We start from the raw sequence: 12,750 nt of genomic DNA, 5'->3' as shown, positions 1-12,750 counted from the left end.
GTAGCCGTCGCGGTGACGATGTTCTCGGCACTATTCGCTCAAGCAGGTTGCGGTGGTACCTATGCGATCGTACCGTTGATTAAGAAAGAAATTACCGGACAAGTCGCGGGGAATGTCGGTGCTTATGGTAACTTTGGCGGTGTCGTCTATCTGACTATTTTCAGCTTAACTGACGCCCCAACTTTATTTGCGGCCATGGGTATCGGTGCTTTGGTCTGTGCTTTTATGTGTGCTTTCTTCCTCAAAGAACCTCAAAACTCGTTTGGGCTAGACAACGTCCCGGAGGCTAGAACCGCTGGCGTTGCAACTGATGCTAGCGGTGAATTAGGCTAATTGATCGATTTGATTCGATCGAGCGCAACATTTCTGAGGTTGAGTGGATTTTGCGCCACTCAACCTCGTTGTATTTTTAGTATCCGCAAACACAGAACATTCGAGCTAAAATCGGTACCTTGCAGATCCATCGTAAATCAAATCCGATCGATACACTTCTTAACCTCTGTCAATCCTCCCCACTCCCCACTCCTGACTTATGACTGAGACAACCAAAACACTTTGCCCCTACTGTGGTGTCGGCTGTGGGTTGGAAGCATCGCCACCTGCAATTCCTGGGAAATCAGTGCATCGGGATAGTAGTGGCGTACCGATTTGGAAAGTGATGGGCGACAGGTCGCATCCATCTAGTCAGGGGATGGTCTGCGTCAAAGGGGCGACGATTAGCGAGTCACTGTATAAAGATCGGTTGCAATACCCGATGGTCAGAGATAGTTTAGACCAACCATTTAAACGGGCGACGTGGGAAGAAGCCTATAGTCGGATTGTCAGTCGGATGGAAACGGTGCTGGATACTCAGGGTGCCGATGCCATCTGTATGTATGGTTCGGGACAATTTCAGACCGAAGATTACTATACCGCCCAGAAACTTTTGAAGGGTTGTTTGGGGACGAATAATTTTGATGCCAATTCTAGACTGTGCATGTCTTCGGCGGTATCTGGTTACATTCAAAGCTTTGGTGCTGATGGCCCGCCTTGTTGCTATGACGACATCGAAAAAACTGATTTTGCCTTCTTAATTGGGACGAATACCGCCGAGTGTCACCCGATTATTTTCAACCGCCTGCGGAAATATCACAAACAACACGATCGCGTCAAAATGGTCGTAGTCGATCCGCGTCGGACTGCGACTGCTGAAGCGGCAGATATCCATCTGGCGATTACGCCCGGTACGGATATCGATTTATTAAACGGGATTGCTTATTTACTCCTGCGCGCGGGGAAGGTAGACCAACAGTTCATCGAATCTTGTACGAGTAATTTCGCGGCCTTCGCTGACATCCTCCAACATTATCCCCCCCATATCGTCGCTGCTAAATGTGGCATCTCCCAAGCAGATCTCGAACAAACGGCCAAATGGTGGGGCGCATCCAAGAATGTCCTGTCCTTCTGGTCGATGGGGGTTAACCAGTCCAGCGAGGGTACCGCCAAAGTCCGGCACATTATCAACCTCCATCTGATGACTGGGCAAATTGGCAGACCGGGCGCGGGACCATTTTCCCTCACCGGACAGCCCAATGCGATGGGCGGCCGCGAAGCTGGCGGACTCGCGCACATCCTCCCTGGTTATCGCTTGGTCAAAAATCCCGCCCAACGTGCCGAAATCGAAAAATTATGGAATTTGCCGGAGGGCAGAATCTCCCCGAATACGGGTAAAACTGCGTGGGAAATGATTACAGGGCTGGAAACCGGAGCAGTCGGCTTGCTGTGGGTAGTCGCGACCAATCCGGCCGTCAGTATGCCAGATATCCAGCGGACGAAAGCCGCCTTACGGAGATCGCCATTTACGATCCATCAGGATGCCTACTATCCGACCGAAACAGCTAAATACGCCCACGTCCTCCTCCCCGCCGCCCAGTGGAGTGAAAAAACGGGTGTGATGACCAATTCCGAGCGGACAGTCACCCTCTGTCCCGCCTTTAGAACACCACCGGGCGAGGCCAAAGCCGATTGGGAAGTCTTTGCGGAAGTCGGGCGGAGACTGGGATTTGCAGAAGCATTCTGGTTTAAAAATAGTGCTGATGTCTATGCCGAATTTGCACTACTCAGCGCGGGTCGTCCCTGCGATGTGACCGGACTGAGCCATCAATACCTCAAAGACAATGGCCCCACTCAGTGGCCGCACCCCACCGGCTGCAAAACGCAGTATGGCAAGCGACTATATACCAATCTCTCCTTCCATCACCCTGACAAACGCGCCAAATTTGCTGCCTGCCACTCCAAAGGACTCGCCGAACCACCCAGCCCAGATTATCCATTTGTGTTGACTACGGGGCGGTTATACGGGCACTGGCATACGATGACTCGCACCGGACGCATCCCCAAGATTCAGCAGATGCACCCCGAACCCTTTATCGAGATTCATCCCCGCGATGCGGCGCGGTTGCAGATCGAAACTGGTGAAATGGTCGAAATTCGATCGCGTCGCGGTACTGGTAGATTTCCGGCACTAGTGACGGCGGCGATCGATCGGGGGACGGTGTTCGTACCGATGCACTGGGGTGAATTGTGGGCTAAAGATGCCGAGGCAAATCTGTTTACGCACGATGCCGCTTGTCCCGATTCCTTGCAACCAGAACTCAAGGCGTGTGCGGTGCAATTGGTACCAGTCAAATCGATCATACCAGCTTCATCAATTCCATTCGGCGTGCCAAGTAAAGTATCGAGCAAATTGCAGGTTTATGGCTAAGAGCCTGTTTGAAAAGACTGTGGATCGATAGCATCAACCCACCCCTACAGATTTTTATTCGATCGATGAATCAACACTGTGCTAAGGAATCAACTTCCGTTGCAGTGCCACAATCGCCGCTTGAGTGCGATCGCTGACATTTAACTTTTGTAAGATCGCATGAACGTGAACTCGTACCGTACCAGTAGTAATAAACAGCACCCCAGCAATCTGTTGATTGGTTCGCCCCTCAGTAATCAGTGCTAACACTTCCAATTCACGTTTAGTTAACTGAAACTCCTCAATTAACGGCGAAGTCCGATCGATTCTACCGAGTGCCGTCGAGATTTGCTCGCTGGCATTTCGATCCCACCATGTAGCACCGACTGAGAGCGATCGAATTGCCAAGATCAATTTTTCGGCATCGATACCTTTGCAACAATAGCCTTTGGCACCAGCTTCAATCATTTTGAAGACGATATCTTGATCTGGATGAGAAGTTAACACGAGGATCGGCAATTTGGGGTGCGATTTTTGCAGTTGCTGACATGTTTCTAGCCCATTCAAACCAGGTAAAAGCAGATCGAGAATCGCCACATCGACAGTTTGCTGATTGACTAAATCGATCGCGGTTTCACCATCTGCTGCTTCGAGCACCAGCTCGATCTTTGGTTCTTGGCGCAGACAAGTTGCCAATCCCAACCGAAATAATTCATCATCTTCAACTAGTAGTAGTTTCAATAAATCGGACATCCTCTAAATTTTCGGTAGGTAAACTAAAACAAAACTTGGCACCTTGGAAAGACACTGATTCCGCCCAGATTTTTCCGCTATGTGCTTCAACGATCTGGCGAGATAAATATAAGCCCAATCCAGATCCCTGTAATTGTTTTTGAGATGTATAAAATCGATCAAATAAGAATGGTAAATCGACTGGATTTATGCCCCGACCCCGATCGAGCACTTGGACGATATATTGCCGATCGTGAACTTGGATGGTGATATCGATCTGTCGATTGCGGGGTGAATGATAAATCGCATTACTCAGCAAATTACTAAATACTCTACTCAATTGTAGTCGATCTCCCATTAATTGTGGCGGTTGAGTTGCGGAAAGATCGCAATGGAGATTGAGATTAATCTGACGTTCCAATCCTAAAATTACCATATAATCGATCGTTTCTTGCGCGAGCGCGCACAAATCGATCGGTTGGTAGTGCAATATCAATCCTTGAGCATCATTGCGATAGATGTCTAGTAATGTTTCTACTAGTTGTATCGATCTGGATTGAGATCGAGACATCATATCCAATACTTGTAATTGCTTGGCAGTAACCGCCCCAAACTTTTCTTGCTGAAAGTATTTTATTGTCTGAATTGCTCCGAGTAATGGAGTTTTGAGATCGTGGGTTAGGGTATAAACAAAATCCTGGTGGATGCGATCGATCTGGATATGTGCGGATATTTTTGCTTTGTATCGATCGATTTCTTCTTTTTGGCGATAAGTTTTTTCTAGATGTTCGAGGCTACTCTTAATCAACCAGTTAGCTATGAATAAGATAATTACTACGTTTAATTTATTGACGAAGATTGGGATAGGTAATTCATGAATATTCAATAAACTGTAGTCTGTTATTGCATGAACAATAAGATCGATCAATGTGAAAAATATCCCGATTTTGGTGACAATTGATGTCTCGGAGATAATCTTTGCTGTAGATGTATGGCAGCTAGTGAGATCGCAGGCAGTCAATAACATTGGGATAAAATATAGATGTCCGAAGACATATTCGGCCGGTGCCATGACTTCCAGTAAGAAAATCAGCCCACAAAATATTCCGACCCACATCCTCGTTTTAAAAAAAGAGATTGCCATAATAATACCTAGATCGAGATGTTGGCTGGCAAGAAATCAGGTGAGTATCCTAAACGATCGATATATATCGACTGAAATAAATTAATACTAAACACTACTCTATACCTTGTCAATGTCGATTCGATCGACATAGGATTGAGAAAACCCCGCATGATTTCCTATGTCCCAGATCGTTGATACTCTGCTTGGCACGCAAGAATTAGAGATTTTTATTACTGCGATCCAGATCACTGGTTTAGATAAAACACTAGATCGGATTAGTAATTACACAATATTTGCACCGAACAATCGAGCATTTACTCGATTGTCAAAGCTCACATTACAAAGTTTATCACAAAATGTTTCATTATTAATTACAACGCTGAGCAACCATATTATATATGGCCAGTTGAGACACCAAGATTTATTGAAAATGTACGATCTCGGTAACCGCACGATTGTCCGAACATCGATCGATGGCTTGCGGCTGACGATCGATCTCAACGATGGCATCGCGATCGATAAATCTAGCGTGCTATCGGTAGGTAAATCGACTGACAAAGCGATCGTGTATTCGATCGATCGGGTAATTATGACCGCCAGCGCATAACAGTGGCTAGTATCGATCGGCATAACCTCAAGATTCTGCACTCAAAATTTTGTGACCAATAGATAGTAAGTATTGCCAATAGTCGATCTAACTAATCTCAACAATTCATATATATTAACTCATCTAATTTCAGCGTTGCTGAATTAAAATATGACTAGAACAACTACGATCCAATGTCCTAAATGCAAATCGGAACGTATTCGTAAAAATGGGATGAACAAAGGCAAACAGAATCATGTCTGTGTTGATTGTGGGCGTCAATTTATCACTCAAAAGAACCGACACCGAGGCTATAGTGACGAGATCGTCCAAAAATGTCTGTCGATGTATGCTAACGGCATGGGATTTCGAGCAATTGAAAGGAGTGAAGGCATACACCACACTAGCATCATCAATTGGGTCAAGCAAGCAAATGAAAGATCGACAGAGGCTGACTACAGCCCAGAACCAGTATTCAAGGTAGAGGAACTCGATGAGCTAGAAACGTTGGTGATGTCAAAATAAATCTGACTCTGAATTGACGCGATTTACTGCGATATTGCGCCGCTTCCCGCTCCCCGCTCAAATCTTTTATCTCATCCTATGGCTAACATTCTAACTACTATTTTCGGTACTAGAGAACTTTCGATTTTTAGTACTGCCCTCAAAATTACCGATTTCGATAAAATTCTAGCTGAACAATGTGACTTTACGATCTTTGCACCTAATAATCTGGCATTCGCGCAGTTGTCCAAAGTCCATCTCCGGATTCTGACAGATGATCTGAGGTTATTGACAGAAATTGTGAGTCTTCACATCGTACCCGCTCGACTGGGATATCGAGAATTATTGAAAATGTGTAAACCAGGCGATCGCGGGGTGAGTGTCACATCGATCGATAGTTCGCAAATTCAGATCGATTTAACCGATGGGATCGAGATTGGTGGAGCTACGGTACTATCGACTGACGTGACCCCCTGCAATGGGATCTTGCACATGATCGATCGAGTATTAATGCCAGATCCAGTCGATCAAATCGATCGATCGACACCACCGATCGATCGGCAGGAAGTTTTAGGCTGAAGCTTCTTTGACTAATACATAGGGTTGGACGATCGTAGCTTGAAATTTCTGCTGGGGATTGGCATTCCATCTGCTCAAAATTTCTGGAGATGGCTTGACCAAAAGTTGCTCGCCGATCCAATGTTGTACCGATTGAGTATTGTCACTGGCAATCGCTACCGCCACATCTAATAAATCCAGATCGGGATTTACCAAGATCACGGCATCTTTTTGGATGTGTGGCTTCAACCACTCTAATTCGGCTTCATCAATTAGTTCGGCCAATTGCTCCCGTAAATTTTCCATGCGTGCGATCTGATGATATTTGTCTGGTTGATTTTGACACTCCTCTGCCTGAAGGCAAGAGGATTCTTGGATCTACGAACGACTTTAAAATTCACTATCCTTGCGGCAGTGCTTAAACCTTTCAACCGTGCCAAAGCACCTGCTTGGTTTCGTTCCATGGTCGGGTTCCCCGACCGGACGAACTCCGCAATTGACGAGCCTAACTTAGCGAATCCCAGAGAGTCGATCTCCCCAAGCGTACTAGAATACGATCTAGCGTTTAGGCGTGCCCCGCCTTACGTTTTCGGTCTTAAATATTTGGTTCTCTGGTGGTGGGATGTTATTTTTTAACCCCTAGCTGTTTAAAGAGTTGTCGCCGCTCCTGCTCAAAATATTGCGGAGTCGTCTCGGACGGGTTTACCGTCCATGAGAACGACCCAAGCATACGCCTAAAAGTGTGTCTGAGTCCCTGTTTCACGATGGCGCGGGAGTTTAACCCTAGCTGTTCTATTTTACCAGAACCTGATACTAGTGCCTAGTCGCAGCGCATACTGCGTTCGCTTTGTTTGCGCCTAAAAAGCCGTCTTGAAGCGCAACAGTCCGTTGAGGGGTTCCCCCGAATAAGGACTGTTGTAAGAAAGACGGGGTTTTTACCCATTAACTGATAGATTGAGGAGTTCGATCGCTGCTTTTCGCTGCCGATCCCAGAGATAATTTAGTCCGCGACTCGTTACTATATATGGGCGAACAGCGCAACCCATCCCCATTGAAGGCTCTACCTGGCCAGTACCATCATTGACGATCGATGGGTGTGGCTGAGTATTTTTGCACATTTTGGATTTTGAATTTCGATTTTAGTTGCCCGTCTGAGAACGTAGATCTACACTCGATCGAAAATAGGTAGGTTTCTACTCGAAACTTTAGCAGCGGTGGATCTGTCTTAAACTATGCTGGAGGGATGAGCATGACATCAATGTCGAAAGTCTGCCTCGATCGTCTAATCGTCTATTGGTAAAATCATGAAAGCATCATCTTTTCTCGATATTATTCGCAGTCGCAAAATGGTGTCACTGCTGATATTGGGATTTGCATCGGGGTTGCCGGCACAAGCATTAGAAGGACCACTACAATTATGGCTCAAAGAGCAAAAAGTAGATCCACTCCAAATTACCGAAATTGGGGCAATGGCAACTTTTCCTTATGCCTGGAAATTTATATGGTCGCCATTTCTCGATCGATTTGTGCCACCTTTATTCGATCGATTGGGTCGGCGACAAAGCTGGTTATTATTGACTCAATCGATCTTAATTTTGTTGCTGCTGTTGATGTCTGCCCAAAATCCCAGCAATGGCAATCTCGGTGTATTTACAGCAATTGCGATCGCGATTGGATTTTTTAGTGCTTCTCAAGATATCGTTTCTGATGCTTACCGGACTGATGTGCTGGAGAAAAGAGAGACTGGCACGGGTGCAGCTTTATGGACGAATGGATTTCGGATCGCAGTCTTGATTGCTGGAAATTTAATTATCGGACTTGCGGATGAAAAGCAAGTCGGTCATTGGTCTTGGCCGCAAATTTATCTACTGATAGCTGGATTATTGGCACTGAGTACTGTCGTTTCACTCTGGGCACCAAAACCTACCAATGAGGAACGAAATACTGCCCCTACTTCCTTAAGTGATGCCGTGGTTTTACCATTCGAGGACTTTATCGATCGTAAAAAAATTGCTGGCGGTACGTTGATTTTAATGTTTATTTTGACTTATAAACTTGGCGACTACATGGTCAAATCTGTTGCCAAGCTATTCCTTAAAGACATCGGTTTTAGTGCGACAGATATTGGCAATACTGGTTCGATCGGGATTGTTGCCGCAATGCTGGGCGCAATTTTTGGCGGGTTGATTATGCTTAAAATTGGGATGAATCGATCGCTGTGGATTGCCGCGATCGGACTATCGATCGGCATTTTACCCTATGAATTGTTGGCACAGATCGCTCAACCCAATATTAATCTATTATTGTTTGCTGTCAGTGGGGAATCCTTTGCTGCTGGTTTAGAAGCCTCAGTATTTGTCGCTTTTATGATGAGCTTATGCAATCCTCGATTTTCGGCGACACAATTTGCCCTATTTTCTAGCTTTATGTTAGCTGGTAAAAGTTTGATTGTGTGGCCAATGGGCGGTATTTACCAAGGATTGGGTGGAAGTAACTTTTTCTGGATTAGTATTTTTGCCGCAGTTCCCAGTTTATTGCTGCTGTTATATGTGGCACCACTAAATATCAAAAAACTTTTGGTTTCTGGATCTCAGGCCCAAGAAAATAACGATCTCAATACAGCGATCGATCGATTTAGTCATGCGATCGATCTGGATACTCGTAATGGTATAGCTCTAACAGAACGTAGTCTACTTAGAGCTGAATTAGGCAAGAAAATCAGCGATCGTGGTGCTAGCTATCCCGAAGATATTTCGGCTAAAAAAATCGATTGTTATCAAGATGCGATTAGTTATTATCAAGGTGCAATTGAAGACTGCCATCGAGCGATTGAGATCGATACCACAACGAACCATCTGAGTGAAGAACTCATTAAAATTAAACAGGGCGCGAAAGAAAATCTCGATCGGGCAATTGAGATCACACCTAATCCTAAGCCCAATCTCTATAATGATCGCGCTACGATTAATTTTAATTTGGGGGATTTACAAATTGCGCTTGCTGACTCAGATCGATCGATCGATCTAGATGATAAAAACGCTAAATCTTATCTGATTCGTGGCAAAATTCGCGAGAGATTGGGAGATCGAGTTGGTGCGACTGCTGACTTAGATCGATCGATCGAACTCGATCCCAAACAACCCGATCTCGATCGAGATTTGAATAGTTGATGACGATTTGTGGTAGTTGAGATAGATTTACCTTGCTAATTTGGCAATTTGTCGATCGTGTTTGCGACAGATCGGCCATTGAGGATGGGACTACTTAACGATCTGTGAATTACCTGGGTTAAATATTGAGTTAAAATCAGCGGATCGACACCGAGATCTCCTCGCTCTCTAGCTACTAAAATTCCGGCTTGAGAGTGCCACCAAGCCGCAGTTGCGACAACTTCAGCAAGATTGATATCTAACCGACTGTCAGTGGCAATTAAGCCGCCAATTAATCCCGTCAATACATCGCCACTACCCCCTCTCGCTAGGGCTGGCGTACTTTCGGGAATAACGATCGATCGATCATCATCGGCGATGATAGTTCTCGCACCTTTGACTAACACAACTGCGCCGCTAGATTGTGATGCTGCACTAGCGGCGGCGAGTTTATTAGTGGTTGGAATCTTGGTAAATAGACGTTTGAATTCACCAATGTGTGGTGTTAAAATCGTTGGATATTTGCGACTAGATAGTGATGCTTCGGTGCCAAGTTTTGAGATGATATTCAGGGCATCGGCATCGAGGACGATCGGACAATTTGCAGCGAGAATTTGCTTGACGATCTTCGATGGTCGATCGGTCAAACCACAGCCACAAGCGATCGCTTGATACTTACTAAAATCTAGATCTGGTAGCGATTTAATCGTCCCAGCTTCGGTTTCTGGGCAACTGATAATTAAGGCTTCTGGTAAGTAATTTAATAATGTAGATTTGAGCGATTTGGGCACGGCGATCGATAACATACCCACCCCCGTCGCTCTGGCACCTAAGCCAGCTAAAATTGCGGCACCACTATATTGTTCCGAGCCAACTATCAGTAATAAATGACCCTGCTGATATTTGTGAGTAACAGGAGATCGATATAGTGGCAAATTGGCGATCGCCCGATCGGGCGTCATCCGCGTGATGGTAGGCAAATCCCCCAGGATATTGTAAATATCTGCTAGCGGTAAATCGAAATCGATTAATTCAGTTTCGCCGAGATAGGCGATCGCTTGTTCCTGAACAAAAGCTAATTTCCATAGCCCCAAACATAGCGTATATGTCGCTCTAATTGCCGTACCTAAAACATTTCCGGTATCGCCATGAATACCAGAAGGTAAATCGATGCTAACAATTGGTACTTTTAACTGATTAATTAACTCGATCGTCTCATAGAGATTACCAGCAATTTCACGATTTAAACCAAACCCAAATAAGCCATCGACGATCGCCTCACAATCGGCTAAACCTCGCGCATCATCGACAATTTTGACACCCAAACTCGAAACATAACAATAATGTTGATTGGTGAGTTCGCTCAGTTGCTCCGACGGCACATAGATTGCAACTTCATACCCCTGGAAATGCAACTCGCGGGCAACTACCAGCGCATCACCACCATTATGCCCCATCCCGACCGAGACCCCCACTCGCTGGGCATGGGGATATAAAACTTGAAATCGCCGCGCAATTAGTCCGCCGACCTTTTCCATCAATGCCGCAACCGGCATTCCCGCAGCAAATACCTTGCTTTCGATCTGCTGCATCTGTGCTGTGGACACCAGCAATCGATCCAATGATTGAGAGCGACTGAGCATTGTGCGATCGTGCGGCTGTTTACCGCTGCTAAATTTTTGAGTTCGCGATGGTTGCGCTGATTAGGCAATGCTAAGAAACGGCAACTTGCCGATACATATTCACGATCCGATCGACTACTTCTTCAATACTTAGATTATCACTGATAATTTCAACTGCGTCGTCCGCTTGTTTGAGCGGAGAAATTTCGCGAGTACTATCGATCGTATCCCGTGCGGCGATCGATTTTTCCAGTTCTGCCAAGCTGACCTCACCTTGCCCGCGATCACGCAAATCCTGTTGGCGTCGCCGCGCGCGTTCGGCTACCGATGCTGTCAAAAAAATCTTCACCTGCGCCTGGGGAAAAACATGGGTACACATATCTCGCCCTTCGGCGACGATGCCCCCTTGAGCACCAATTACCTGTTGTTGTTTGACTAATTCCGTTCTGACTACTCCGAGCTTGGCAATGGGCGAGACGGCACTCGACACTGCCTGCGTCCGAATCGCCTCAGTTACATCAAGGTTATTGACGACTACTCGTTCGCCCGCCAGCTCAATCTTAGCCTGACTTACCAACCTAGCAATATTTGACTCATCATCCAGGGCTAGCTGCTCCGCCAACACCAGCCAAGCGATCGCGCGGTACATTGCCCCCGTATCGAGAAACAATAGCCCTAATCGGGCAGCAACAAGCTTAGTAACTGTAGATTTCCCCGCACCTGCGGGGCCATCGATCGCGATAATTGGAAGTTGGGAGTTGGGAGTTGGGAGTTGGGAGGACATAGGATTCAGTTGATAGTTGATAGCGATTTGCGCACGCCTTTGTTTCCCGACGAGCGCAAATCAAGACAGTTGATAGCTACCGCCTCACAAACTCACCCCTAGCAGCCAATAACAATATTATCAATCAATCGCGTATTCTCGATACGTCCGGCGATCGCCAATAAAGCTGGCTGTTCGAGTATCTCGATCGATTCTAAAGTCTGCGGATCGACAAGCTCCAAGTATTCTAAGTCAAATTCTGGTAAGGTACTTAATTCTTTTTTAACCGCTGCGAAGATGCGCTGATGAGAAGACTCGCCCTGTGCGGCTAATTTCTGAGCTTGTTGCAAACTCCGATAAATTATCGCGGCCTGAAATCTACCCTGAGCAGACAGATATTGATTGCGAGAACTCAGTGCCAAACCAGACTCGGCGCGCAACGTCGGACAACCGACGATCTCGACCGGAAAATTCAGATCCGAGACAATCCGCCGGATAATTGCCAATTGCTGGGCATCTTTTTGGCCAAAATAAGCCCGATCTGGGCGCACGATATTAAGTAGTTTAGCCACGATTGTGGCCACACCCTGAAAATGTCCGCTGCGAGTTCGGCCGCACAGTCCAGTCATCATTGCTGGTGGTGGCAAGATCTGAGTTAGTACCTCTTTAATGCCCATACTCTCAGCCGTGGGTAAAAAGAGAGCATCGACTCCGGCAGTTTCACAAATAACTTGATCGATTTCGAGCTGACGCGGATAGCGATCGAGATCTTCATTTGGAGCAAATTGGAGCGGATTGACAAAAATACTCACCACCACCATCGCATTTTCCCGTCTGGCACGATCGATCAAGCTCTGATGTCCCAGATGCAAAGCTCCCATCGTCGGCACGAATCCCACGGACTTGCCGGCCTTCATCGCGGCCCGCGAATACGCGCGGATCTCATCCACTGTTTCAATCACGATCGGTTCGGACATTTGCTTGTGTC

The 12,750-nt window shown here is 46.3% G+C and carries 9 protein-coding genes and 3 pseudogenes; 6 read left to right on the top strand and 6 right to left on the bottom strand.

Features of this window, described 5'->3' with window-relative positions:
* Positions 1–333, top strand: a pseudogene (locus RMO27_RS00725) (MFS transporter); the annotation flags it as partial.
* A 199-nt stretch (positions 334–532) separates the two neighbouring features.
* Positions 533–2,743: a nitrate reductase gene (locus RMO27_RS00720; RefSeq protein WP_309728102.1), complete on the top strand. Its 2,211-nt coding sequence runs from the start codon at positions 533–535 to the stop codon at positions 2,741–2,743.
* A gap of 81 nt (positions 2,744–2,824) precedes the next feature.
* On the opposite strand, the gene RMO27_RS00715 is transcribed toward RMO27_RS00720, so the two are convergent.
* Positions 2,825–3,475, bottom strand: a complete 651-nt coding sequence (locus RMO27_RS00715; protein ID WP_309728100.1) for a response regulator transcription factor — start codon at positions 3,473–3,475, stop codon at positions 2,825–2,827.
* Entirely contained in the window at positions 3,444–4,598 is a 1,155-nt protein-coding gene (locus RMO27_RS00710; protein WP_309728098.1) for a HAMP domain-containing sensor histidine kinase, read from the bottom strand. Before RMO27_RS00710 ends, RMO27_RS00715 begins: the two co-directional genes overlap by 32 nt.
* A gap of 160 nt (positions 4,599–4,758) precedes the next feature.
* On the opposite strand from RMO27_RS00710, the gene RMO27_RS00705 reads away from it, so the two are divergent.
* From RMO27_RS00705 to RMO27_RS00695, 3 genes and pseudogenes are all read left to right on the top strand, one after another.
* Entirely contained in the window at positions 4,759–5,187 is a 429-nt protein-coding gene (locus tag RMO27_RS00705) for a fasciclin domain-containing protein (RefSeq protein ID WP_309728096.1), read from the top strand.
* 150 nt (positions 5,188–5,337) lie between these two features.
* A pseudogene (locus RMO27_RS00700) lies at positions 5,338–5,688 on the top strand (IS1 family transposase); the annotation flags it as partial.
* A gap of 81 nt (positions 5,689–5,769) precedes the next feature.
* Positions 5,770–6,249 carry a fasciclin domain-containing protein gene (locus RMO27_RS00695; RefSeq protein WP_309728095.1) on the top strand — a complete coding sequence of 160 codons (480 nt, stop codon included), beginning with the start codon at positions 5,770–5,772 and terminating at the stop codon, positions 6,247–6,249.
* On the opposite strand, the gene RMO27_RS00690 is transcribed toward RMO27_RS00695, so the two are convergent.
* Complete coding sequence (locus tag RMO27_RS00690; protein WP_309728093.1) at positions 6,241–6,534, bottom strand: DUF2288 domain-containing protein; 294 nt, start codon at positions 6,532–6,534, stop codon at positions 6,241–6,243. The two genes, RMO27_RS00695 and RMO27_RS00690, sit on opposite strands and share 9 nt — an antisense overlap.
* A 629-nt stretch (positions 6,535–7,163) precedes the next feature.
* Entirely contained in the window at positions 7,164–7,346 is a 183-nt protein-coding gene (locus RMO27_RS00685; protein ID WP_309728091.1) for a hypothetical protein, read from the bottom strand.
* Positions 7,347–7,532: 186 nt separating this feature from the next.
* On the opposite strand from RMO27_RS00685, the gene RMO27_RS00680 reads away from it, so the two are divergent.
* Entirely contained in the window at positions 7,533–9,398 is a 1,866-nt protein-coding gene (locus tag RMO27_RS00680; protein WP_309728089.1) for an AmpG family muropeptide MFS transporter, read from the top strand.
* 35 nt (positions 9,399–9,433) lie between these two features.
* On the opposite strand, the gene RMO27_RS00675 is transcribed toward RMO27_RS00680, so the two are convergent.
* Both RMO27_RS00675 and RMO27_RS23690 read right to left on the bottom strand, forming a co-directional pair.
* Positions 9,434–11,020, bottom strand: coding sequence for an NAD(P)H-hydrate dehydratase (locus tag RMO27_RS00675; protein WP_309728087.1), 1,587 nt, complete (start codon positions 11,018–11,020; stop codon positions 9,434–9,436).
* A 70-nt stretch (positions 11,021–11,090) separates the two neighbouring features.
* Positions 11,091–12,679: pseudogene (locus RMO27_RS23690) on the bottom strand (bifunctional pantoate--beta-alanine ligase/(d)CMP kinase).
* Positions 12,680–12,750 lie beyond the last annotated feature (71 nt).

Source organism: Chamaesiphon sp. OTE_75_metabat_556 (assembly GCF_031378165.1).
Lineage (GTDB): Bacteria > Cyanobacteriota > Cyanobacteriia > Cyanobacteriales > Chamaesiphonaceae > Chamaesiphon.
Note: the sequence above shows the minus strand (reverse complement) of the source record. Positions and strands in the feature narration are given on the sequence as shown.